This is a genomic window from Nocardia sp. NPDC055165, from assembly GCF_053606985.1.
This window is the reverse complement of the sequence record NZ_JBSGSS010000015.1, coordinates 22,624-45,777: the sequence shown is the minus strand read 5'-3', so window position 1 is coordinate 45,777 and position 23,154 is coordinate 22,624. Positions and strand designations below refer to the sequence as shown.

The 23,154-nt window shown below is 68.6% G+C and carries 20 protein-coding genes; 13 read left to right on the top strand and 7 right to left on the bottom strand.

Annotated elements, in window-relative coordinates; translation table 11 throughout:
* The first annotated feature begins 66 nt into the window (after positions 1–66).
* The 4 genes from ACWFRF_RS26865 to ACWFRF_RS26850 all read left to right on the top strand — a co-directional run bounded on the left by ACWFRF_RS26865 (position 67) and on the right by ACWFRF_RS26850 (position 6,939).
* The gene (locus ACWFRF_RS26865) at positions 67–507 is read left to right on the top strand and encodes a DUF3592 domain-containing protein (protein WP_379316246.1); all 441 of its coding nucleotides are present in this window, start codon (positions 67–69) and stop codon (positions 505–507) included.
* Positions 508–579: 72 nt separating this feature from the next.
* The gene (locus ACWFRF_RS26860; RefSeq protein ID WP_452452841.1) at positions 580–1,722 is read left to right on the top strand and encodes a glycosyltransferase family 4 protein; all 1,143 of its coding nucleotides are present in this window, start codon (positions 580–582) and stop codon (positions 1,720–1,722) included.
* A gap of 51 nt (positions 1,723–1,773) precedes the next feature.
* A complete protein-coding gene (locus ACWFRF_RS26855; RefSeq protein WP_378990977.1) occupies positions 1,774–2,487 on the top strand; it encodes a demethylmenaquinone methyltransferase in 714 nt (237 codons plus the stop codon).
* Positions 2,488–2,685: 198 nt separating this feature from the next.
* Positions 2,686–6,939, top strand: coding sequence for a molybdopterin-dependent oxidoreductase (locus ACWFRF_RS26850; protein WP_452452839.1), 4,254 nt, complete (start codon positions 2,686–2,688; stop codon positions 6,937–6,939).
* Positions 6,940–6,944: 5 nt separating this feature from the next.
* Here ACWFRF_RS26850 and ACWFRF_RS26845 read toward each other — a convergent pair whose 3' ends face one another.
* Positions 6,945–7,991 (bottom strand): aldo/keto reductase, encoded by a 1,047-nt coding sequence (locus tag ACWFRF_RS26845; protein WP_452452838.1) that lies wholly within the window; start codon positions 7,989–7,991, stop codon positions 6,945–6,947.
* Between the two features lie 82 nt (positions 7,992–8,073).
* Here ACWFRF_RS26845 and ACWFRF_RS26840 point away from each other — a divergent pair, with 82 nt between their 5' ends.
* Entirely contained in the window at positions 8,074–8,706 is a 633-nt protein-coding gene (locus ACWFRF_RS26840) for a TetR/AcrR family transcriptional regulator C-terminal ligand-binding domain-containing protein (protein ID WP_452452837.1), read from the top strand.
* A gap of 25 nt (positions 8,707–8,731) precedes the next feature.
* Here the strand turns inward: ACWFRF_RS26840 and ACWFRF_RS26835 are convergent, their stop codons facing one another.
* Entirely contained in the window at positions 8,732–9,322 is a 591-nt protein-coding gene (locus ACWFRF_RS26835; RefSeq protein ID WP_452452835.1) for a TIGR03086 family metal-binding protein, read from the bottom strand.
* 181 nt (positions 9,323–9,503) lie between these two features.
* Between ACWFRF_RS26835 and ACWFRF_RS26830 the strand changes: the two genes are divergently transcribed.
* On the top strand, positions 9,504–9,758 hold the full coding sequence (locus tag ACWFRF_RS26830; protein ID WP_379312386.1) for a hypothetical protein: 255 nt from the start codon (positions 9,504–9,506) through the stop codon (positions 9,756–9,758).
* A 59-nt stretch (positions 9,759–9,817) separates the two neighbouring features.
* Here the strand turns inward: ACWFRF_RS26830 and menD are convergent, their stop codons facing one another.
* From menD to ACWFRF_RS26815, 3 genes are all read right to left on the bottom strand, one after another.
* The gene (gene menD, locus ACWFRF_RS26825; RefSeq protein ID WP_452452833.1) at positions 9,818–11,449 is read right to left on the bottom strand and encodes a 2-succinyl-5-enolpyruvyl-6-hydroxy-3-cyclohexene-1-carboxylic-acid synthase; all 1,632 of its coding nucleotides are present in this window, start codon (positions 11,447–11,449) and stop codon (positions 9,818–9,820) included.
* 258 nt (positions 11,450–11,707) lie between these two features.
* Positions 11,708–11,965, bottom strand: a complete 258-nt coding sequence (locus ACWFRF_RS26820; protein WP_378990990.1) for a hypothetical protein — start codon at positions 11,963–11,965, stop codon at positions 11,708–11,710.
* Between the two features lie 364 nt (positions 11,966–12,329).
* A complete protein-coding gene (locus tag ACWFRF_RS26815) occupies positions 12,330–12,776 on the bottom strand; it encodes a DUF6918 family protein (protein ID WP_056814402.1) in 447 nt (148 codons plus the stop codon).
* Between the two features lie 141 nt (positions 12,777–12,917).
* Here ACWFRF_RS26815 and ACWFRF_RS26810 point away from each other — a divergent pair, with 141 nt between their 5' ends.
* The 5 genes from ACWFRF_RS26810 (at position 12,918) to ACWFRF_RS26790 (ending at position 17,567) form a co-directional block, all read left to right on the top strand.
* The gene (locus tag ACWFRF_RS26810) at positions 12,918–13,811 is read left to right on the top strand and encodes a 1,4-dihydroxy-2-naphthoyl-CoA synthase (protein ID WP_056816187.1); all 894 of its coding nucleotides are present in this window, start codon (positions 12,918–12,920) and stop codon (positions 13,809–13,811) included.
* A gap of 13 nt (positions 13,812–13,824) precedes the next feature.
* Complete coding sequence (locus tag ACWFRF_RS26805; protein ID WP_452452830.1) at positions 13,825–14,217, top strand: VOC family protein; 393 nt, start codon at positions 13,825–13,827, stop codon at positions 14,215–14,217.
* 358 nt (positions 14,218–14,575) lie between these two features.
* Entirely contained in the window at positions 14,576–15,700 is a 1,125-nt protein-coding gene (gene menE / locus ACWFRF_RS26800; RefSeq protein ID WP_379312391.1) for an o-succinylbenzoate--CoA ligase, read from the top strand.
* A 59-nt stretch (positions 15,701–15,759) separates the two neighbouring features.
* Positions 15,760–16,746: an ATP-binding cassette domain-containing protein gene (locus ACWFRF_RS26795; protein WP_378990992.1), complete on the top strand. Its 987-nt coding sequence runs from the start codon at positions 15,760–15,762 to the stop codon at positions 16,744–16,746.
* Positions 16,743–17,567: an ABC transporter permease gene (locus ACWFRF_RS26790; RefSeq protein ID WP_379313714.1), complete on the top strand. Its 825-nt coding sequence runs from the start codon at positions 16,743–16,745 to the stop codon at positions 17,565–17,567. The genes ACWFRF_RS26795 and ACWFRF_RS26790 overlap by 4 nt, the downstream gene beginning before the upstream one ends.
* Positions 17,568–17,621: 54 nt before the next feature.
* Here ACWFRF_RS26790 and ACWFRF_RS26785 read toward each other — a convergent pair whose 3' ends face one another.
* Positions 17,622–21,212 (bottom strand): AfsR/SARP family transcriptional regulator, encoded by a 3,591-nt coding sequence (locus ACWFRF_RS26785; protein ID WP_452452828.1) that lies wholly within the window; start codon positions 21,210–21,212, stop codon positions 17,622–17,624.
* Between the two features lie 114 nt (positions 21,213–21,326).
* Here ACWFRF_RS26785 and ACWFRF_RS26780 point away from each other — a divergent pair, with 114 nt between their 5' ends.
* Together ACWFRF_RS26780 and ACWFRF_RS26775 are read left to right on the top strand one after the other, a co-directional pair.
* The gene (locus ACWFRF_RS26780; RefSeq protein WP_449969203.1) at positions 21,327–21,791 is read left to right on the top strand and encodes an SRPBCC family protein; all 465 of its coding nucleotides are present in this window, start codon (positions 21,327–21,329) and stop codon (positions 21,789–21,791) included.
* A gap of 79 nt (positions 21,792–21,870) precedes the next feature.
* Positions 21,871–22,743, top strand: coding sequence for a 1,4-dihydroxy-2-naphthoate polyprenyltransferase (locus ACWFRF_RS26775; RefSeq protein WP_452452826.1), 873 nt, complete (start codon positions 21,871–21,873; stop codon positions 22,741–22,743).
* Here the strand turns inward: ACWFRF_RS26775 and ACWFRF_RS26770 are convergent.
* On the bottom strand, positions 22,740–23,135 hold the full coding sequence (locus ACWFRF_RS26770) for a phage holin family protein (protein WP_378991002.1): 396 nt from the start codon (positions 23,133–23,135) through the stop codon (positions 22,740–22,742). The genes ACWFRF_RS26775 and ACWFRF_RS26770 overlap by 4 nt on opposite strands.
* Between the last annotated feature and the right edge of the window lie 19 nt (positions 23,136–23,154).

Sequence of the window (23,154 nt, the reverse complement as noted above, 5' to 3'; positions counted from 1 at the left end):
GGACTCGTGGGGCGTCGGCGCGTGCGGGAACTTCCGGTCCCCTAGGTGACCGGTACTGTGTGGCGGGTGTCGGAAACCAGCCTGTCGGAGCGGCGGAACAAGCGCCTGCGCCGGGTTCGGGTGTGGGTGGTCGGGGCAGCGACCGTGGTCAGCGTGCTGATGGTGTTGCTGGTACTCGCGGCCTGGCGCAACGACTTCGAAATCGAGCGCCATCGTGGCGTGACCTCCGGCGAGGTGCTGTCGGCGGGCCGGTTGCGTTCGGCGGTGATCTATGTGACGCCCGACAGCGTGACCCACAATCCGAAGGTCGGCATCCTGTATCCGACGAATCTGACCGCTGGTCAGCGGATCAACGTGGAGTACAGCACGCGTGACCCCGACCTGGTCCGGGTGGCCGGGCGCGACGCGCGGGTGGCGATCATCCCGGCAGCCTCGGTGATCTTCGTGGCGTGGGCGCTCGCCCTGCCGGTGCTCTGGATCGTGCGCCGCAAGCAGCGCGAGTCGTAACTTCGTTTGCTGTTCGCCCCGGCTTCACGTCGGTGTGGGGGTGTCGCGCGGTGTGGCGGTCACCCTGGAAGAGTGCGCGTAGCCATCGTCTCGGAGTCTTTCCTGCCGAACATGAACGGCGTCGTCAACTCCGTGCTGCGGGTGTTGGATCACCTGGACCAGCACGGTCACGACGCGATGATCGTGGCGCCCGATTCCCTGCGCGGCGCCCCACCCGCACCTCGCTTCCACGGCCGATTCCCGGTGCACCGCGTGCCCGCGATGATGGTGCCGAAGGTGAGTTCGCTGCCGGTGGGCCTGCCACAACCGGGCATCACCGCCGCCATCGCCGCATTCGATCCCGATGTGGTGCACCTGGCCTCGCCGTTCCTGCTCGGCGCGGGTGGGCTCGCCGCGGCGACGCGCTTGGATCTGCCGACCGTCGCGGTGTATCAGACCGATGTGGCCGGGTTCGCCAAAAGCTACGGGCTCGGGCTGGCCGCACGGGCCGCGTGGGCGTGGACGCGCCGGATCCACGAGGGCGCCACCCGCACGCTGGCACCGTCCTCGGCGGCCGCGCACGATCTCGCCGAGCACGGGATTCCCCGGGTGCACCGCTGGGGCCGTGGCGTGGATATCGCCCGGTTCAACCCGGCCGCGCGCAGTGCCGAGCTGCGGGCGAGCTGGCTCGGTGCCGGCGACCGGCTCGTCGTCGGGTTCGTGGGCAGGCTCGCACCGGAGAAGCACGTGGAACGGCTGGCCGCACTGGCCGGTGACCCGTCGATCCAGCTCGTCGTGGTGGGCGACGGACCGGAACGGGCCCGGCTGCGCAGAGTGATGCCGGACGCGGTGTTCACCGGCGAACTGGGTGGCAGCGAGCTGGCCACGCACTACGCCAGCCTGGACGTGATGGTGCATCCCGGCGAGCACGAAACGTTCTGTCAGGGCGTGCAGGAAGCGCTGTCCTCGGGTGTGCCGGTGATCGGGCCCGATGCCGGTGGGCCACGGGATCTGATCTCGCACTGCCGCAACGGGTATCTGCTGCCGGTCGACCGGTTCGCGGAATTGCTGCCGAGCGCGGTGTCGGCCCTGCGTGACGCGGGCCAGCGCGGCCGGTTCGCGGCGGCGGCGCGCAAGTCGGTGCTGCACCGCACCTGGCCCGCGATCTGCACCGAGCTGATGGGTCACTACGCCGACGTCACCGGGATGCGCGAGCGATTGCCGCGCACGGCCTGAGTGGCGCAACCCACCCGCGCTATCGCGGCGAAAAAACTCTAAGCTCGGTGCGTGGCGACAACAGAGCAGCGAGAACCGATTCGGGCTTCGCTGGACAAGCAACCCCACGAGGTCGCGTCGATGTTCGACGGTGTGGCGAAGCGCTACGACCTCACCAATACGGTCATCTCCGGTGGCCAGGACCGGTACTGGCGGTGGGCGACGCGACGTGCTCTCGCGCTGCGTCCCGGCGAGCGGGTCCTCGACCTGGCCGCGGGTACCGGCGTCTCGACCGTGGAACTCGGCAAGTCCGGCGCCTGGTGTGTGGCCGCCGACTTCTCCCAGGGGATGCTCGCGGCGGGCCGTTTCCGGCAGGTGCCGATGGTGGCCGGCGATGCGATGGCGCTGCCGTTCGCCGATGATTCGTTCGACGCGGTGACCATCTCGTTCGGGCTGCGCAATGTCGCCGACATCGATCTGGCACTGCGCGAGATGCTGCGGGTGACCAAACCGGGCGGCCGGGTCGTGGTCTGCGAGTTCTCCACACCGGTGTTCGGACCGTTCCGCACCGTGTACATGGAGTACCTGATGAAGGCGCTGCCCAGGGTGGCACGCGCCGTGAGCTCCAACCCGGACGCGTACGTGTACCTGGCCGAGTCGATCCGTGCCTGGCCGAACCAGCGCAGGCTGGCCCGCCGGGTCGCGGACGCCGGCTGGGACTCGGTGCAGTGGCGTGACCTCACCGGTGGTGTGGTGGCACTGCACCGCGGCTACAAACTGGGCTGAAACACCGGCGGCGGCGGGGGTGAGTCCGGTCACCCCGACTCGTCCGTGGTCGTGCGCCGACAGTCCGGAATGCGCCCTGATCAGGGGTGATATTCGGGCCGTATCCTCACCGTCGGGATTTCGTCTTGTGAGGTCGATTGTCACCTGGACATAACGTTCGGTAAATCGAGCGCAACGACCGATGCGGATGATCGAGTCATGACAGGGGAAGCGGACGGCCGCGGCACGGACACTGTGCGTACACAGTGCTCGTATTGTGGCGTCGGCTGCGGCATAAACGTCCAGACAAAGACTGATCAGTCTGGTGCGCGGTTGATCGCGAAGGTCAGCGGCGACAAGCTGCATCCGGCGAACGCGGGCAGGCTGTGCACCAAGGGCGCCACCCACGCGGAGATGATGGCCGCGCCCGGCCGGATGGACACCGCCTACCGGCGCCCCGAACGCGGGCAGGTCCCCGTCCCACTGCCGGTCGACGAGGCCGTTCACGAAACCGCCACCCGCCTGCGCGCGATCCTCGACGAGCACGGCCCCGACGCGATCGCCCTCTACGTCTCGGGGCAGATGTCGCTGGAAGCCCAGTACTTGGCCACCAAACTGGCCAAGGGCTACCTGCGGACCAAACACATCGAGGCCAACTCGCGCCTGTGCATGGCCAGCGCGGGCACCGGCTACAAGCAGTCGCTCGGCGCGGACGGGCCGCCCGGTTCCTACGACGACTTCGAACACGCCGACCTGTTCCTGGTCAGCGGCGCGAACATGGCCGACTGCCACCCCATCCTGTATCTGCGTATGGCCGACCGGCTCAAGGCGGGCGCCAAGCTGATCGTGGTCGACCCACGCCGCACCGATACCGCCGCGCGCGCCGACCTGTTCCTGCAGATCGCACCGGGCACCGACCTCGCCCTGCTCAACGGGCTGCTGCACCTGCTGGTCACCGCCGGTGCGATCGACACCGACTTCATCGCCGAGCACACCGAGGGCTGGGACGCGATGCCCGAGTTCCTCGCCGACTATCCCCCGGACCGCGTCGCGGAACTGACCGGCCTCGCCGAAGCCGATATCCGCACCGCGGCCACGATGATCGCCGAAGCCGGCGAGTGGATGTCGCTGTGGACGATGGGGCTCAATCAGTCCACGCACGGCACCTGGAACACCAACGCACTGGTGAACCTGCACCTGGCCACCGGCACCATCTGCAGGCCGGGCAGTGGGCCCTTCTCGCTCACCGGCCAGCCCAACGCCATGGGCGGCCGCGAGATGGGTTACATGGGCCCCGGCCTGCCCGGGCAACGCAGCCTGCTCTCCCCCGCCGACCGCACCTTCGTCGAAACCGCCTGGGATCTGCCCGACGGCACCCTGCGCACCGAGTCGGGCCCCGGCACGATCGACATGTTCCGCGGGTTGGCCGACGGTGAGATCAAGGCCGCGTGGATCATCTGCACCAATCCCGTGGCCACCGTGGCCAATCGCAAAACGGTGATCGCGGGCCTCGAGGCGGCCGAGTTGGTCGTGGTGCAGGATGCCTACGCCGAGACCGCGACCAACGCCTACGCCGACCTGCTGCTGCCCGCCGCACTGTGGGCCGAAGCCGATGCGGTGATGGTGAATTCGGAGCGCAACGTCACCCTGTTGCAGCAGTCGGTCGACCCGATCGGCGACGCGCGACCGGACTGGCTGCTGATCGCCCAGGTCGCCACGGCGATGGGTTTCCCCGGCTTCGATTTCGCCTCCAGCGCCGAGGTGTTCGCCGAGCTGCGGCAGTTCACCAACCCGGCCACCGGCTACGACCTCAGCGGCATGAGCTACGAACGCCTGGCACAGGGGTCGATGCAGTGGCCGTGCAATGACGCGGATACCCCGCGCAACCCGATCCGCTATATCAACGACGGCACCCATCAGCCGCTGCACACGGCGGCCGACGGAACCACCCCGCGGCTGGCATTCGCTACAGCGAGCAGGCGCGCGGTGTTCTTTCCCCGCCCGCATATGCCCGCCGCCGAACTGCCCGACGACGACTATCCCTTCCTGCTCAATACCGGTCGGCTGCAGCATCAGTGGCACACGATGACCAAGACAGGCAAGGTCGCCAAGCTGACGAAGCTGAACGGCGAGCCGTTCGTCGAAGTTCATCCCACCGACGCCGAGAAGCTCGATCTGAAGCCGGGCGATCAGCTCGAGATCGCGTCGCGCCGGGGCCGTGCTGTGCTGCCGGTGCGGATCAGCGACCGGGTGCGACCTGGTGATTGTTTTGCTCCTTTCCACTGGAATGACGAACAGGGCGAATACCTGACGATCAACGCGGTCACCAACGACGCGGTGGATCCGGCCTCGTTGCAGCCGGAGTTCAAGGCGTGCGCGGTGGCGCTGCGCCGGGTCGGCCCGGCCGCCACACCTGAGCAAGCACCTCCGCACCCCGCGCAGCTGCCCACACAACCGGCCGCGCATCCACTGGCCGGGATCCTCGGCCTCGACGCCGGCATCTCCCCCACGCTCAGCGAGACCGAGCGCATCTATCTCGGCGGTTACCTCGCCGCCCTGCAGTCGCTACCGGTGACCGGGCAGCCGGTGCTTCCGGTGAGCGCACCGTTGTCGACACAGTCACGCCTGTGGGTCGACGGACTGCTGGCCGGCATGTACTCCCGCAACGCCGGCGCCGCCACCGAAGCCACCGACAGCCCCGACTCCCACCCGGTCACCGTCCTGTGGGCCTCCCAGACCGGCAACGCCGAAGAACTGGCCGCCACCGTCGCGGCCCGCCTCTCGGAGGCGGGACTCACGCCGTCGTTGCTCGACATGGATTCGTGCGAGCTGACCTCGATCACCGGTGACGTTCTCCTCGTCACCAGCACCTTCGGTGACGGTGGCCCGCCGGACAACGGTGCCGACTTCTGGACCAGGCTCGAAGACAGCATCATTCGCCTCAACGGTGTTCGGTACGCGGTGTTCGCACTCGGCGATTCCTCCTACGACGACTTCTGTGGCCATGGCCGCAAGCTCGACACCCTGTTCGCTGAACGTGGCGCGAAGCGACTGCTGGCGCGGGTGGACAGCGAGCCCGATTTCGCCGACACCGCCGATCAGTGGCTCGACGATGTCCTGATCGCGATCACCAGCGGATCGCCCGACGACGGCGGTCCGACCGGTGGCGCTCCGCGCGGCCGCGATGCCTCGCTCGTCGGCGCATCGAACGGCCGCGATTCGATCGGCACCAGCAACGTTGCCCGGCACGCCGATTCGGGCCGTGCGATGCCGTCACCGGCCGGTCGCGGTGGAACGACCGTGCTCGACCGGCAACTCGCGCCTGCCCGAGCGAAGCGCGCCACCGCCGCTCCGTTCACCCGCCAGTCCCCGGTCCGCGCCACCCTGATGCGCAACGAGATCCTCAGTGCACCCGGCTCACCGAAAGAGGTGCGGCGCTTCGGTTTCGACCTGCACGACCTCGACGCCGGGTACGAAGTGGGCGATTCGCTGGGCGTGCTGCCCGCCAACTGTCCCGATCTGGTCGACGAATGGCTCACCTGCACCGGACTCGACGGCCGGCGCGTGATCGAGGTAGACGACCGCGAACTCACGCTCACCGATGCCCTGCGCACCCACTACGACATCACCAAGGTGAGCCAGGACCTGCTCGGCTTCATCGGCGAGCGCAACCCACACCCACAGCTGGCCAAGCTGCTGCGCCGCGACAATCGCAATGAGCTCGCCTCCTACCTGTGGGACCGCCAGGCGGTCGACGTGCTGCGTGACTTCCCGGTACGCACCGATCTCGTCGACTGGCTGGGCGCACTGAAAAAGCTGCAACCACGCCAGTATTCGATCTCGTCGAGCCCGTTGACCACGCCCGACGAGGTGCAGCTGACGGTCGGTGTCGTCCGCTACGGCGACCCGGTGGGCACCTCGGCGCGGCGCGGTGGGGTGTGCTCGACGTTCCTGGCCGACCGGGGCACGACCGAGGTGCCGATCTTTCTGCAGCGGGCACCGCATTTCCGTCCGCCGTTGGACCCGAACGCCCCGATGATCATGGTGGGGCCGGGTACCGGTATCGCTCCCTTCCGCGGTTTCCTGCACGAGCGCCGGGCCATCGGCGCGACCGGTCGCAACTGGCTGTTCTTCGGCGACCAGCACGCCGCCCAGAACTTCTACTACCGCGCCGAGCTCGAAGACATGTTCCGCTCCGGTTTCCTCACCCGGCTCGACCTTGCCTTCTCCCGCGATCAGCGCGAGCGGGTCTATGTCCAGCACCGAATGATCGAGCACGGCGCCGAGCTGTGGTCGTGGCTGCGCGACGGCGGCCACTTCTATGTCTGCGGTGATGCGGCCCGGATGGCCAAGGATGTCGACGACACCCTGCTGCGGATCGCCCAGATCCACGGAAAGCTGGACGAGGCCGGCGCGCTGGCCTTCAAGAAGCAGCTCGTCGCCGAGAAGCGGTACGTGCGCGACGTGTACTGATCCGATCAGGCCGCCGCGTGGATCGTCGGCGGGTTGAGCCGGGCGAAGTCGGGCAGCCGGTGGTACGGGTAGTAGGGGTACGGGGGTGTGGTCGCACTCGCCGCATCGAGCGCGGCCAGGTGTTCGGGGTCGAGCTGCCAACCGACCGCACCGAGGTTCTGGCGTAACTGCTCCTCGTTGCGGGCGCCGATCAACACCGTGGCGACCGTGGGCCGGGTGAGCAGCCAGTTCAGCGAGATCTGCGGGACGCTGCGGCCGGTTTCGGCGGCGATACGATCGAGCACCTCGACAACGTCGTAGAGCCGTTCGTCGTCGACGGGCGGACCCGCCTGAGCCGTCTCGTGCAGTCTGCTTCCCGCCGGAAGCGGTTGTCCGCGACGGATTTTGCCGGTGAGCCTGCCCCAGCCGAGCGGACTCCAGACGATGGAGCCGACGCCCTGGTCGGCACCGAGCGGCATCAGTTCCCATTCGTAGTCGCGACCGACCAGCGAGTAGTAGACCTGGTGCGCCACCGGCCTTTCCAGGCCGAGAGCCTCGGCGGTAGCGAGTGTTTTCATCAGTTCCCAGCCGGCGAAGTTGGAGACGCCGAGATAGCGGATCTTGCCTGCCCGCACCAGATCGTCCAGGGCTGTGAGTGTTTCCGCCAGCGGCGTGCCCGCGTCGAAGGCGTGCAGCTGGAACAGGTCGAGGTAGTCGGTGCCGAGGCGGCGCAGCGAGGCGTCGACGGCGCGGATCAGCCTGGCGCGGCTCGAGCCCGCCTCGTGAGGGCCGGGACCGGTGGGCAGCGCCGATTTGGTCGACAGCAGCACCTGCTCGCGCCTGCCCTTGATCGCCGCGCCGAGTATCTCCTCCGACGCGCCGTCGGAATAGACGTCGGCCGTGTCGAACAGGGTGACGCCGGCCTCCACGCTGATGTCGATCAAGCGCCTGGCCTGCGCGGCATCGGTATCACCCCATGCGCTGAACAGCGCACCGCGACCGCCGAAAGTACCCGCGCCGAAGCCGAGTGCCGGAACGAGAAGACCAGATGCGCCGAGCCGTCGGTACTCCATGAGAGCTCCTAAAGGGTCTATAGTTTCGTTAACACGATCGACAGTACACCCGATCCGCGCTAAATGAAACAGGAGTTCCGTTATGGACCACGACATCGCTTGGCCGGGCTCCGTTCGGCCTGGTGGACGCACCGCCCGGGTGCGCGAGTCCGTCCTGGAAGTGGCCGGTGATCTGCTGGCGGACCGCGGATTCGCGCACCTCGACCTGACCGAGGTCGCCACCGGCGCCGGGGTCGGCAAGACAACTGTCTACCGCCGCTGGCGCACGCCCGCGGGGTTGGTCGCCGATCTGCTCGTCGACATGGCCGAGCAGTCACTGCCCCGCGCCGACACCGGCTCACTGCTCGACGATCTGACCGCGAACGCCCGCCTGGTGGCGAAGACTCTCGCCGACGGTCGCCAGAGCAACCTGTTTCGCGCGGTCATCGCGGCCGCCACCTGCGACGACGCCACCGCCGCCGCGCTGCACACCTTCTACGACACCCGGCTCAACGAATGGGCGCCGTGTGTCGAGGCCGCCGTCATCCGTGGCGAGGCGCCCGTCGGCACCGACCCGCGCGCCGTGCTCTCCGCGGTCTCCGCGCCGCTCTACTACCGATTACTGGCCAGCGGCGATCCCATCGACGACGACATCGCCGACCGATCGGCCCGGGCCGCCGCCATCGCCGCCGCCGCGGGGACATTCGTCATCACCGCGGAGAGCCTCGACGACTGAACGCAGGGGACGAGGGAGCGCGATGCTAGGCGACCACCGGGGAACGCCAGGCCGGGTCGCGACCGGTGAGACCGAGCAGCCGGTCGAAGGCGGGAGCGTCGGCCGGGATCTCGACGACCGGGCCGAATAGGCCGGGAGTTCCGGCGGGGTCGGTCTCGCGCAGGAACTCGTGCAGAATCGCGAGGTCCGCGGGGGCGACGGTCACATGCTGTCCGGTGGCGACGGCGAGATCCCACGCGTGGATGGTGATCTCGTCGAGCGCGACGATCGCCATGACCGCGGCGGGCAGCTCCACTCCACCGGCCTCGGTGTCACCGTCCCATGCCTCGGGCACGCGCCACACCGACGTCAACGTCTCGAGCTGCGCGGCGATGCGAGTGCGCCAGTCATCGGGCAGCGGGCTGTCGGAACCGGCGGGCGGTGGCACGGACCGGCCGATCGACTCCTTGGTCGCGGCCTGGCGGAACGCCTCGGTCAGCCCGACCACGTGGGCGAGCAGATCGCGCACCGTGGACTCGGCGCACGGCGTCGGGTCGGCGAGCTGGTCGTCGGTGATGCCGTCGACGACCGCGGCCAGCGATCGGGCGGCTGGTTCGAAATCGAACTGTGGTTCCATGAGCGCTCCTCAGCGATGGCAGGTGGCTGCACTCATGCAGACGACACCGTCGCCGGAAAGTCATCGGTGCGGGTTGCCGCGGGCACCGGATCGGCGCACGCTGGACAGCGCAGGACCCGATCAGCGTCACATCACGTCCGAGGCTCAACCGATCGAGCAGGCCGACGAACGAGGAGCACCGATGATCGACTACGAAAGCTCTCGCCCACTGGACGAGGTCCCCGAGGCCGATCGCGTCGAACAGGAACAGTCCGCCTTCCGCGATGACGACCCCGACGATCCCGCCTACTCCGACGCCGCCGACTACACCGACGAGATGGCGGCCACCATCGCCCGTGAGGCCGAGACCGCGAATCCGGCCGACGTGATCGAACAGACCATCCCCGTCCCCTTCGACGAGGGCGGCGAGGAGTTCACCGTCGCCGAGGACGGCTGACCGGCGCGACAGCGTTCGATCGCCGTTCGCGCACGGCTGCGGCGAGGGCGGAGGTTCGCCTAACCGGCGATCTTCGTCCGCAGACCCGCGTGCAGTTCACGCAGGCTGGACCGCTCGGTCGCCACCTCGAGCACCCGCAGACCGTGCGCGTCGGCGGCCAGTTCCACGGCCAGTTCGGCGGGATCGAGCTGACGGTGCGGGATGCGGTAGGCGGCACACAGTGCGGCCAGATCCATGCCGTGCGGTGTGCCGAACACCCGCTCGAACACGCCCGCGTACTGCGGATCGCCCTGTTCGAGCAACTCGAAGATACCGCCGCCGTCGTCGTTGGCGACGACGATCGTGAGGTTGTCCGGACGTGGTTCGCCACGACCGATCAGCAGACCGGACGCATCGTGCAGAAAGGTGAGGTCACCCATCAGCGCCACGGTGCGGCCCGGATGCGCCAGCGCGGCACCGACGGCACCGGAGACCGTGCCGTCGATCCCGGCCACGCCGCGATTGGACAGCACGCGGATACCCGGCCGTGGATGCGAGACCAGGGCGGCGTCGCGCACCGGGTTCGACGCACCGAGCAGCAGCTGATCGCCTTCGCGTAGTCCGTCCATGACCACGGCCGCCACATGCAGGCCGGTCGCCTTGGGATGCGCGGCCAGCTCGGCCCGCACCACCGATTCGGCCTGCTGGTTCAGTTCGGAGCAGCGCGCCAGCCACGCGAGCGCGGGCGCGCCGGTGGTCACCGCGCGAGTGCCGGTGCCGACGACATTGCCGGAGACATCGGGCCAGCGCGGACCGGTGGTGAGCGCGAACACGGTGACGTCCGGATCGGCCAGCACGCGCGAGACCTGCCGGTGCAGGGTGGGGCGACCGGTGATGATCGCCTGGGTGGGCTTCAGCAGCGACAGCGCGAGCGGATGCAGGGCGGGACCGTGCATCGGCGCGGTCGGCTCGGCCACCGTCGGCAGCGCGGCGAGTTCGGGCAGCAGCCGGGCGCCGTGGCCGGAGATGACGACGGTGTCGGGCGTCAGATCGATGTCGAGCGGCACGTCGAGCGTGGCGTACTGGGTTGCCGTCCACGGCCGGTCGCCCTCGCGGCCGAGGGGCAGCGGGTCGTCGGACAGCTCCGGGACCAGCGGTTCCCGCAGCGGAATGTCGAACTGGACCGGACCCGCGTTGCCGGAACGGGTTCCGCGCGCGGCGGCGAGCACTCGGCACACCGACGAACGCCACACACTGTTCTGTCGCGGGTAGGCCGACTCCCCCGCTTCGGCCTCGGCCAGCCCGAGGCTGATCGTGGCACGCACCTGAGAGCCGAACAGCCCGAGCTGTTCCACCGTCTGATTGGCACCGGTACCGAGCATCTCGTAGGGCCGATTGGCACTGACGACGATCAGCGGCACCCGCGCGTAGTTGGCCTCCAGGACCGCCGGGCCCAGGTTCGCCACCGCCGTGCCGGAGGTCATCACAACCGGAACCGGCCGCCCGGACGACACCGCGAGACCGATCGCGAGAAATCCCGCGGTGCGCTCGTCGACGCGCATGTGCAGCCGCAGCTCGCCTGCCGCGTCCGCCGCCTGCAGCGCGAAGGCCAGTGGCGCGTTACGCGATCCGGGGCACAGCACCACTTCGCGGACGCCGCCGCGGACGAGCTCGTCGACGACCACTCGAGCCTGCGCAGTAGACGGATTCACAATCACAGCCTGTCAGACCGGCGCGCACCCGTCTGCCCCCGGCCCGCGTTGCGTGCGTCACCGAGCCGGACGGCGTATCGATATACGAACGCCTCAACCAATTACCGAAGAGCCGGACAGCTATTCATATCCAGCAGCAACCGATATTCATGAAATCGCAAAGAGAACAACAAAAGAAAGAAATCCGGCGACGAGCAAGACGCCCGCCGCCGGAATTTCCGCCAACCCGGTAAAAGGCCGGCCGAACGAAGAGTCAGCTCACTCCGCGGGGGCGGTGAGATCCTGGATGCCCGTGATGGACTCGATGATGTTGAGAACAGCGGAGGTGGCGCTGTCGGCAGCGGCGCTGCCCGACTCGAGCACGCCGGAACCCGAGGACGAGCCGGTCAGCACGTCAGCCGAGCCGGTGGAGGCCTCGGCGGAGCCGGTGTCGGCGCTCGCGACGGCGGGACCGAAGAACATGACAGCGGCGGCAGCGGCAGCACCGGTGGCGGCGAGGGTCTTGCGAGAGATCATGTGAGCAAACTTCCTTTCGACCTGTGCAATGCAGTCACTTGAAGCAATTCACCTTTCGAATCGCTTGATTGGCAACGTAACCGATAAGGCCGGGTAGTTGTCAATCGCGAAGATGACGCACGCGCATATGACGAATTCGTGGCAACCCGCAATTATCCTGGCGTTCACCGGAGCGGTAATATTCCTCACACAGACCGACCCGGAATTTACCGCCGACCGGGAATCGATGTGTCCGCCACCACCGCACACCCCTGTTGCGTGAGGGTGGTCACCCACGAACGCGAAAAGGCCGGTGCGGTTCGGTTACCCGAACTCACACCGGCCCAATCGGACGATCGCGGCGAGGGCTACCTCGCCTTACCGCTCAGCCTGCGTGCTTCTGCACCAGATCGCCGACGCGCGGCAGTGCCTCGATGACGTGCTTCTTGGCCGAACCACGCATCGACGAGTACACCTTCTTCAGCGCAGGCCGGGTGGACGACTCGGCGCGGGCGTCGGTGACGGCCAGCAGCGACTCGGCAACCTCATCGGACTTCGCGGCCAGCAGATCGGCGAAGGTGCCGGTGCCGGAGGTGGTGAACTCCGCCCAGTACGGCTGGAGCTGATCGAGCAGTTTCGGCGCCAGCGACGCGAGGCCGTCGGGAACGATGGTCGGGCTGATCTTCTTGACCGCCGCGTAGCCACCCTTCACTGCCAGGCCGGACGCACCACCTTTGTCCGAGACCTCGGCGTCGAGCACCTCGACGGCGTCAGCAAGGAAAGCCGGACGCTTGGCGTCGTCGAGCAGGGATTCAGACAGTGCTGCAACCACTTTCAGGTTCCTCCGGATCGGTTCGATGTACGAGCAGGCGCAACTATACGCATCGGGTACTCAGAGTATGCGGCGACCGCTCGAGCTGCAGTGTTACGACCTCGTACCGCGACGTCGGAAGGTAGGGCAATAATCGTGGTCGTGACTTTCGATCCGAAGCTGTGGCAGCCCGTCCCCGGGTTCGAGGACCTGACCGACATCACCTATCACCGCCATATCGAGCAGGGCACGGTGCGGGTCGCGTTCGACCGGCCCGAGGTCCGTAACGCATTCCGTCCGCACACCGTCGACGAGCTGTACCGCGCGCTCGATCACGCGCGGATGAGCCCCGACGTGGGCGCGGTGCTGCTCACCGGCAACGGTCCGAGCGAGAAGGACGGTGGCTGGGCGTTCTGTTCCGGTGGTGACCAGCGCATCCGCGGCCGCAACGGCTACCAGTACGCCGATGGCGAGACCGCCGACACGGTCGACGCGGCGCGCGCGGGCCGACTGCACATCCTCGAGGTGCAGCGGCTGATCCGTTTCATGCCCAAGGTGGTGATCGCGCTGGTCAACGGTTGGGCGGCGGGTGGCGGGCACAGCCTGCACGTGGTCTGCGATCTGACGCTCGCCTCGCGCGAGCACGCGCGGTTCAAGCAGACCGACGCCGATGTCGGTTCTTTCGACGGTGGTTACGGCAGCGCGTATCTGGCGAAGATGGTGGGCCAGAAGTTCGCGCGCGAGATCTTCTTCCTCGGCAGGCCGTACACGGCCGAGGAGATGCACCAGATGGGTGCGGTGAACAAGGTCGTCGATCACGACGAGCTGGAGAACGTCGCGCTCGAGTGGACCGCCGACATCAACGGCAAATCGCCGCAGGCGCAGCGCATGCTGAAGTACGCGTTCAACCTGCTCGATGATGGCCTGGTCGGTCAGCAGCTGTTCGCGGGCGAGGCGACTCGCCTGGCGTACATGACCGACGAAGCGGTCGAGGGCCGAGACTCGTTCTTGGAGAAGCGCAAGCCCGATTGGACGCCCTACCCCTGGTACTTCTGAGAACGGACACCCCATGGAGATTCTCAACAGCCGGATCATCGTGCGTCCCAGCGACTACGGTCGCACGCTGGCGTTCTACCGCGACAGCCTCGGCTTGGCGATCGCACGGGAGTACCCGGGCGGCACGGTGTTCTTCGCCGGGCAGTCGCTGCTCGAGGTCGCCGCACACGGTGGCAGCGGGCAGGCAAGCAGCTTCGACGGCGCGATCTGGTTGCAGGTGCGCGATGTCGAGGACGCGGCGGCGGAGTTGGCGCTGAAGGGAATCGAGATCGAGCGCGCACCGGTGCTCGAACACTGGGGTCTGTGGGAGATGTGGGTGCGCGATCCGGACGGGGTCGCCATCGTGCTGGTGCAGGTTCCCGCCGAACATCCGATCCGGCGGGATCAGCGCTGGTCACCGGAGTGAGAGGGCTGTGCCCGCGGCCGAGCCGAGTTGCCGATGACGGCTCGGCCGCGCACGATAGCTGCGAGCAAGCGCCCGACCGACGCCGTCCGGACCGCAGTGCGAGTGGTGTTGTCCATCTACTGAATCGCAGTCGCTATGTCTGGCTTTCCCGACCCGTTTCCCGACAAACCGACCCGTTGGCCGGGTCTTGTCGGTCGCATGACACGATCGAAGCCGTGAGGGCGCGCGGCAAGCTGTTTCCGGAGGTGGTGGGCATGAGGGAGCACAGCGAGCGAATCATGTGCCAGCGCGCGATGCGCACGGTGCGGCCGAGCGCCAGCGAGGCCGCGGCGTGAGCAGAACCCTGCGGACGCTGCAGATGCCGACCGGCGCCGGGGTGAGCGAAGTGATGCCCCACCTGCGCCAAGCCCTCGACGGCAGCGGCCCGGCGTGGCTACCGATCCCGACCACCGATCGCCGGGAGGCGCGCAGACTCTCCGACGCGCTCAAACCGGGCGATCCGATCGATGACGATGTCGCGCTGGTAGTGACGACCTCGGGCACCACCGGTATCCCCAAGGGCGCGCTGCTCGGCGCCGAGGCACTGCGTGCCAGCGGTAACGCCACCCACGACCGCCTCGGCGGGCCGGGCAGTTGGCTGCTGGCGCTGCCCACCCATCACATCGCCGGTATCCAGGTACTGCTGCGCAGCATTCTTGCCGGTACCGAGCCGACCGTGCTCGACGTGTCGGGCGGATTCCTGCCCGAGGCGCTGGCCGGCGCTGTCGGTGCGATGCGCGGACCGCGTCGCTACACCGCACTGGTACCCACCCAGCTGATCAAGTCGCTGGATTCGCCGATAGCGGCCAAGGCGCTGGCCGAACTCGACGGTGTCCTGGTCGGCGGTGCGGCCACGCCCGCGCCGGTGCTGGACCGGGCGCGCGACCTCGGTATCACGGTGGTTCGCACGTACGGGATGAGCGAGACCTGCGGCGGGTGCGTCTACGAGGGCGTGCCGCTCGACGGCACCGAGGTGCGGATCGAGGACGGTCGCGTCATTCTGGGCGGTGCGATGATCGCGCGCGGTTACCGCAATCTGCCCGATCACCCGGCCTTCGCCGAGCCCGGCTGGTTCCGGACCGAGGACGCGGGCTCCTTCGACGACGGTGTGCTCTCGATTTCGGGCCGCCTCGACGAGGCGATCATGACCGGCGGACTGCTGGTGATTCCGCAGGTGGTGGAGGCTGTGCTGGCCAACCACCCCGGTATCCGCGAGTGCATCGTGCTCGGCCTGCCCGATGAGCGGCTGGGTCAGCGGGTCGCGGTCGCGATCGTGCCGACACCCGGTGCCGCGCCGACGCTGGACGAAATACGTGCCCACGTGGTGGCCGAACTCGACTCGATCGCCGCACCGCGTGAACTGGCCGTCCTGTCCGAAATCCCGCTCCGCGGCCCCGGCAAGCCCGACCGCGCGGCCCTGCGCACGCTCCTGCTGGCCGAGTAGCCGCACGACGACAGCGCTGCGCAAGGGGCGTGCAAGTCGGGGTGGGCACGGTAGTGCTCATGACTTACACACCCACTTCATCCCTCGCCGTCGAGGCGGACGGGCTGGTCAAGGTGTTCGGGAAGCAGCGGGCGGTCGACGGGGTCAGCCTGACGGTGCCGCGCGGCGCTGTGTACGGCGTACTCGGACCGAACGGCGCGGGCAAGACCACGACCATCAAGATGCTGGCGACCCTGCTCCGCCCCGACGGCGGTAGCGCCCGGATCTTCGGCCGCGACGTTGTGGCCGAACCGAACGCGGTGCGCTCGCTGATCGGTGTCACCGGCCAGTACGCCTCGGTCGACGAGGAACTCACCGCCACCGAGAACCTGATCATCTTCGCCCGCCTGCTCGGCCTGAGCAGGGGCGATGCCCGGCGCAAAGCCGTCGAGCTGCTCGAGGAATTCGACCTCGTCGAGGCCGCGTCCAAGCCGTTGAAGAACTTCTCCGGCGGTATGCGCAGGCGCCTCGACCTCGCTGCCAGCCTCATCTCCACCCCGCCGCTGCTGTTCCTCGACGAGCCGACCACCGGCCTCGATCCCCGCACCCGCGCGCAGATGTGGGACACCATCCGCAGGCTGGTCCGCGAGGGCGCGACGGTGCTGCTCACCACCCAGTACCTCGACGAGGCCGACCAGCTGGCCGACCGGATCGCGGTGATCGACCGCGGCAAGGTGATCGCCGACGGCACCGCCGACGAGCTCAAGGCCTCCATCGGCGGCGCGTCGGTCCACCTGACCCTGGTCGATCCCGAGCAGCTCGACGAGGCCCGCCGCATCGTCGGCGACTTCCTCGACGTGAGCGCGCAGATCAGCCCCGAGGCGGGCAGGCTCACCGCGCCGCTGCCCGACCCGAATCTCACCGCCGACCTGCTGATCCGGTTGCGCGACTGGGAGATCGGGGTCGAGGAGATCACCGTCAGCAAGCCGACGCTGGACGAAGTCTTCCTCACCATCACCGGCCACCCGGCCGACGAATCCGACGACACCGAACGGAGCGCGGCATGACCGCAGTTCTCACCGCTCCCACAACCATCGACGACATTCCCCAGGCCAGCGACCGAATCAGCCTGCGCGACACGATCTCCACCTCGTTCACGATGGCCTATCGCGGCCTGCTCAAGATCAAACACAATCCCGAACAGCTCTTCGACGTGACGGTGCAGCCGATCCTGTTCACGGCGCTGTTCACCTACATCTTCGGCGGCGCGATCTCGGGCAGCGTGTCCGGCTATCTGCCGGTGCTCATCCCGGGCATTCTCGTGCAAACCGTGGTGCTGACCTCGGTGGTCACCGGCACGCAGTTGCGTGAGGACATGGACAAGGGCGTGTTCGACCGCTTCAAATCCCTGCCCATCGCCCGGGTCTCGGCACTGTCCGGTGCGCTACTGGCCGACATGGTGCGCTACGCCATCGCCTCGACGCTGACCGTGCTGGTCGGGCTCTGCCTGGGCTACCGGCCCGGCGGCGGTCTGGTCGGGGTGGTCGCGGCCTGCCTGGTGGTCGTGGTGTGCTCGTTCGCGGTCAGCTGGATCTGGGCGCTGGTGGGCGTCACCGGCAAGAGCGCCGCGTCGGTGCAGGGCATCTCGATGATGGTGATGTTCCCGCTGACGTTCATGTCGGGCGCCTTCGCCCCGGTGAGCACCATGCCGGGCTGGATGCAGGGTCTCAACCACGTCAACCCCGTGTACTACATGGTCAACACCTGCCGAGAGCTGATGAACACCAACAGTTACGGCACCGACCTCGTCTGGTCGCTGGTCGGATCACTCGTGGTGATCGCGATCTTCGCGCCACTGGCGGTGCGGGCCTACATGCGCCGCGCCTGAACACCGCTCCTCCGCAACGGCATCCGATCCAGTGGGTCGGATGCCGTTGTCGTGTCAGTGCAGTCCGGCGATGATCTCGACGATGCGCTTCGCGGCCTCGAGACGACGCGTACCCGCCGCGCGATGCAGGGCCGCGTCCATCGCGGCATCGCCGACGACACCCCGGTGCAGGGCGATGTGGGCGGCCAACTCCATCGAGGGGCCGTCCTGCCTGGCCACCGATGTCCTTGCGAGGGTGAGCAGTTCGAGACCGTCGGCGCGCCCGGAGTCGGTGGTGAGCAAGTAGGACCCGAGCCCGCACGCGACCGCCCCGATCTGCGGTAGGTCGATGTACTGCGCCAACCGCTGATCGGCGGTCTCGATCAGCTCGGTCGCCAGACCCGCGGCAGCGGATGCCCGGCCGTGGAGCACATGGGCACTCAGGGTGGCCGCCGCTACCATCAGCGAACCGGGGCCCGGCGTCGGTTCGAAATCGGGCCACCCGAGTAGCTCGAGCCCGCGGCGGTAATGGCGGAGCCCGGCGTCGACATCGCCCTCGGCGAGTTCGAGTTCGGCGAGCGCGGTAGCGGCGTTCGCCAGCCGGTGGTTACGGCGAACCATGGGGTCGTCAACGGGGCTGACACCGGAATCGTTCGGTCGCACGATGAAGTCGAGTTCGGCACGCGCCTGCTCGAGGTGCCCGCCGCCGACCAAAGCGGCGGCCAGGTAACAGCGACTCTCCATGATCTCCTCGTGCACCCGGAGCTCGCCCATCAGCTCCAGCGTGCGGCGGTAATACTTCACTGCGTCGTCATAGTTCGCGGACTGGCCGGACAGCTGGGCCAGGTGCTGGCACACCGTCGCCGTCCCCCACACCTCCGCCGGATCCATGTCGTCGAGGGTGCGGAAAGAGTCGCGGGTCGAGCCCGCGACGTTGCCGCCGTTCTCCCAGAAGTTGGCTCGCGCCACCAGCGCGGCGACCCGGACTTGCTGATGGTGTGAACGCGCGCCCCGGGCGAACAATCTGCCCAACCGGAACGGCTCGGGCCGCAAGGTGATCACCGTACCGAGGAAGTACAGGCCCGGATCGAGAACAGGGTTGGTCAGCAGCCGCCGCGCACGGGTGCGCACGATCGCCGTCGCGCGGGTGCCGCCGTCCTTGAGGAACAGCATGTGCAGGCAGGTCAGCAGATGCGCGATCATCTGCAGGTCGGCGTCCTCGGCGGAGGACGGTGGCGGCGGCGCGAGAGCGACCAATCGCATTGCCCACCCGGTGAATTCCAGGTGCGCGCCACGCATCACCCAGACCATCGCGACCACCGGGAAGACCGAGTACGCGGTCGGCGCGTCGGCGCGATCGACAGCGGAGCGCAGCACGGCGACCAGGTTGTCCAGGTCGGCCGACACCGCGAGCACGGACCTCACCTGACCGCCGCCGCGGTAGCCGCGGAACGACCCCAGCGCGAATTCCCTGGCCCAGCAGAACATCCTGTCGAGCACGAGCGCGGATTCGGCGCCATCGGTCACCGCGTCGACGGTGGCGATCTGTTCGGCGCCGAACTCACGGACCGTTTCGAGCATGCGATAGCGGATGCCCGCGCCGTCTGGGTCGTCCAGGACGGTGAGCAGGGACTGGGCGACCAGCCCGTCCACCGCGACGGCCACATCCGGGCCCGCCGCGACCACCGCGGCCGCGGCCGCGGTGAACCCGGCCGGGAAACGGCTCAGCCTGCGCAGGGTCACCTGCTGATCGGGGTCGAGGAGGTTCCAGCTCCAGGCGATCACCGCGTGCAGCGTGCGATGCCGGTGCGGCGCGGACCGATCACCGCTGCGCAACAGGGCGAAACGATGGTCGAGCCTGGTCTCGATCTCGGCGACGCTCATCGTGCGCACCCGTGCGGCGGCGAGCTCGATCGCCAGCGGGAGACCGTCGAGGGTGCGGCACAGCCGGGCCACGGTGTCGGGGTCGAGGCGGACATCGGGGCGTACCGCCCTGGCGCGAGCCGAGAACAGGTCCGTGGCAGGCGAACCGGCCGCGTCGATCGCCAAAGGAGCTAGGGGATAGACGGATTCGGCGGTGATCGACAGCGGCGAACGACTGGTGGTGAGCACGGTCAACTGGGCGCAACTGCCGACGAGATCGGCGACCACCTCAGCCGCGGCATCGATCACGTGCTCGCAATTGTCCAGGATCAGCACCATCGGCCGCGCCGCGAGCGCCTCACGCAGACGGGTGCTCACATCCACGTGCACGCCCGCCCGGATGGCACCCGTCTCCCGCATCTCACCCAGGCCGATCACCTGCCCGATGGCGACCTCGATGTCTTTGCGCGATTGCGGTCCGGCCTCCGATTCGGGCTGCACCGAGGCCAATTCGACGAGTACCACCGGCACCGAACCGGCCATGCGTTCACCCACCGCGTTGGCGACCCTGGTCTTGCCGGTGCCGCCTGGTCCGAGGACGGTCGTCACTCGGGAGCGCCGTGCCAGGTCAGTGATCGCGTCGAGATCCACTGTGCGACCGAGTAATTCGTTGGGCGCTGCGCGTAGTCCGACGGCGGTGCGCGGCGTGGGGCTGCCCGGGCCGCGCCGGTCGGTGGCCGCGGTATCTCCAGCGCCTGCCGCGGACTGGGAATCGGCGGTCCCACCGGAGTCGTTTCCGGTGGCGCCGACCGGCCGGCCGCGCTGACCGGCCCCCACCCCGTCTGCGAACCCGGGGCCGGCTCCCCCACCGTCGGAGCTCCCGGCGTCGCTGCCCGATCGGCCGGGCCGGTCGCCGTTGACGCCGACCGACGACCATGCGCCGGCGGATCGGCCGCTGGTCGTCGCGGCACTCGGACCCGACTGGACGCGGTGTTGTGGTGCGCGTCCGGGCAGCTCGATCGGTTCTCCGCGGAGGACGGCGGTGTTGAGGGCGAGGAGGGTGGGGCCCGGGTCGGCGCCCAGTTCTTCGATCAAGCGTAGGCGGTAGGCGGCGAAGACCTCGAGGGCTTCGCTCGGCCGGCCTGCGGCGGCGAGGACCCGGATCAGGGTCGCGTGGGCGGATTCGTCCAGCGGGTTGGCTACGACCGCGGCGCGGGCGAGGGGAACGGCGTCGGCCACGTCGCCGTGCGTGAGGTGGGCGGTGAGTTCGGTGTGATCGAGGCGGCGGCCCAGGTCGGCGGCGGCTGTGCGCAGGTCGGCGGCCGGGGCGGAATCGGGGAGATCGGCGCCCGGTTCACCGCGCCACAGCGTCCGGGCCAGTGCGATCGCGGCGAGGCTGTCGGCGACGTTTCCCTCAGCCAGGTGTTCATCGGCTCGGCGGGCGAGCGCGGCGACCGCGGTGAGGTCGACGCTGTCGGCGGGCAATCTCAGCCGGTAACCGGCCGGGCCGATCTCCAGTGCGCCGTCGGGCAGCATCGCCCGCAGGCGCGAGACCTGCGTGTGCAGCGCGTTCATCGGTGCGCGGGGTGGTTGTTCGCCCCACACCTCGTCGATCAGCGTTTGGGCGCTCCGAGCCCGCCCTGGATGCACTGCGAGGGCGGCCAGCAGCAGCCGGGCGCGGGCGCCGGGTAGCGCGATCACGGCGTCGTCGCGGCGGATCGCGATCACGCCGAGCACCCCCACGACAACGCGGGAGAGTGCCTCGGAGGGCGACCCCTCGGGGCCGCGATGCTGTACAGACATGCCGGATGTCATCGTAGGCGAGGGCGGCGACGGGTTCCCGGTTCGCGCCCCAGCGCGACACCGCCGACGTTGTGTCCCGCGATTTTGTCCCCACCTCGCTTTAGGCTCACGCACATGGGCAACTTCGAGGTGTCGCGGCGCACCGTCATCGCCGCTGAACCGGCACGGATCCACGCACTGATCGACAACTTCCGCCAGTGGCGGCTGTGGTCGCCGTGGGAAGACGCCGACCCGCAGCTCGCCCGTACCTACACCGGCCCGGAATCCGGCGTCGGCGCCCGCTACGCCTGGCGGGGCAACCGCAAAGCCGGTGCGGGCGTGATGGAGATCAAGGCCGACGCCGAACGCGAGGTCGGCGTGGAGCTCACCTTCGAGAAACCGTTCAAAGCCACCAATTTCGTCACCTTCACGCTCGCTCCGGTTGCCGGTGGCACCGAGGTGACCTGGCAGATGACCGGCACCCACTCCGGGCTGATGGGCGTGCTCGGCAAGGTGTTCCCGATCGACAACCTCATCGGCAAGGACTTCGACAAGGGACTGGCCCGGCTCAAGACGGTCGCCGAGTCCACCCCGGCCTGACCCGCGATCAGGCGCCCTCCGGCCGTGCGCGAGGGGCTCCAGGAGCGGGGAGCGTCCGTGTCGGATTAGGCTTCGATCCATGGCTACAGCAGCGGAATGGATCGAGGGCGCCCGACCACGGACGCTGCCCAACGCGATCGCGCCGGTACTCGCGGGCACCGGCGCTGCCGCATCCATCGACGGAGCCGTCTGGTGGAAAGCAATTCTGGCGCTGCTGGTTTCGCTGGCGCTGATCGTCGGGGTGAACTACGCCAACGACTACTCCGACGGCATTCGCGGCACCGACGACGTGCGGGTCGGCCCACTGCGCCTGGTCGGCTCGAAACTGGCCTCCCCCACAGCTGTTCGCACCGCCGCGCTGCTCAGCCTCGCGATCGGCGCGGTCGCCGGCCTCGTGCTGGCCGTGACGACGGCGTGGTGGCTGGTACTGATCGGCGCGCTGTGCCTGGCGGGCGCGTGGTTCTACACCGGCGGCAGCAAGCCGTATGGCTACAGCGGTTTCGGCGAGATCGCCGTGTTCGTGTTCTTCGGGCTGATCGCGGTGCTCGGCACCCAGTACGTGCAGGCGCTGCGGGTCGACTGGGTCGGCCTGCTGCTCGCGATCGGCGTCGGCGCGTTCTCCAGCGCGGTGCTGGTGGCCAACAATCTGCGTGACATCCCGACCGACACCGAGTCGGGCAAGGTCACGCTCGCGGTGAAACTCGGCGATGCGCGCACCCGCACCCTGCACCTGGTGTTGCTCGCGGCGCCGTTCGTGATCAGCCTCGCGCTGATCGCGCGCACGCCATGGGCGCTGGCCGGACTGCTCGCGTTGCCGCTGGCGATCCGGGCCAACGCCCCTGTGCGCACCGGTAAGGGCGGGCTGGAACTGATTCCCGCCCTCCGCGATTCGGGGCTTGCCCTGCTGGCTTGGTCGGCGCTGAGCGCGCTGGCCGTCGGGCTCGCGGGCTAGTCGCCGTCGGGCACCAGAATGCCGAGCACCCAGTTGACCAGCGTGATGATCAAGCCACCCCACAACGCCGCCCAGAAACCGTCGACGCGAAGGCCGTAGTCGGTGAGCTCGGTGATCTTGGCGGTGAGCCACAGCATCCCCGCGTTCACCACCAGCAGGAACAGGCCGAGCGTGAGGATCACGAACGGCAACGACAGGAGTTGCACGATCGGCTTGATCACGGCATTGACCGCCGTGAACACGAGCGCGACGATGAGCAGGACCAGGGCCTTGCCCCAGTTACCCCACTCCGCTGACCACTCGGGCGGCACGTAGATATCGATCTTGTCGATCCACGCGGCCGCAGCCCAGATGGCTATGGCGTTGATGACCAACCGGATTGCTAGTTGCATGCACGCAATGCTAGGCCGG

Coding starts and splice junctions, on each gene's coding strand:
- ACWFRF_RS26795 (WP_378990992.1), top strand. CDS start 15,760: ATGACTTACACACCCACTTCATCCCTCGCCGTCGAGGCGGACGGGCTG.
- menE (WP_379312391.1), top strand. CDS start 14,576: ATGCCGACCGGCGCCGGGGTGAGCGAAGTGATGCCCCACCTGCGCCAA.
- ACWFRF_RS26820 (WP_378990990.1), bottom strand. CDS start 11,965: ATGATCTCTCGCAAGACCCTCGCCGCCACCGGTGCTGCCGCTGCCGCC.
- ACWFRF_RS26850 (WP_452452839.1), top strand. CDS start 2,686: ATGACAGGGGAAGCGGACGGCCGCGGCACGGACACTGTGCGTACACAG.
- ACWFRF_RS26770 (WP_378991002.1), bottom strand. CDS start 23,135: ATGCAACTAGCAATCCGGTTGGTCATCAACGCCATAGCCATCTGGGCT.
- ACWFRF_RS26805 (WP_452452830.1), top strand. CDS start 13,825: ATGGAGATTCTCAACAGCCGGATCATCGTGCGTCCCAGCGACTACGGT.
- ACWFRF_RS26790 (WP_379313714.1), top strand. CDS start 16,743: ATGACCGCAGTTCTCACCGCTCCCACAACCATCGACGACATTCCCCAG.
- ACWFRF_RS26830 (WP_379312386.1), top strand. CDS start 9,504: ATGATCGACTACGAAAGCTCTCGCCCACTGGACGAGGTCCCCGAGGCC.
- ACWFRF_RS26845 (WP_452452838.1), bottom strand. CDS start 7,991: ATGGAGTACCGACGGCTCGGCGCATCTGGTCTTCTCGTTCCGGCACTC.
- ACWFRF_RS26785 (WP_452452828.1), bottom strand. CDS start 21,212: ATGTCTGTACAGCATCGCGGCCCCGAGGGGTCGCCCTCCGAGGCACTC.
- ACWFRF_RS26835 (WP_452452835.1), bottom strand. CDS start 9,322: ATGGAACCACAGTTCGATTTCGAACCAGCCGCCCGATCGCTGGCCGCG.
- ACWFRF_RS26775 (WP_452452826.1), top strand. CDS start 21,871: ATGGCTACAGCAGCGGAATGGATCGAGGGCGCCCGACCACGGACGCTG.
- ACWFRF_RS26840 (WP_452452837.1), top strand. CDS start 8,074: ATGGACCACGACATCGCTTGGCCGGGCTCCGTTCGGCCTGGTGGACGC.
- ACWFRF_RS26780 (WP_449969203.1), top strand. CDS start 21,327: ATGGGCAACTTCGAGGTGTCGCGGCGCACCGTCATCGCCGCTGAACCG.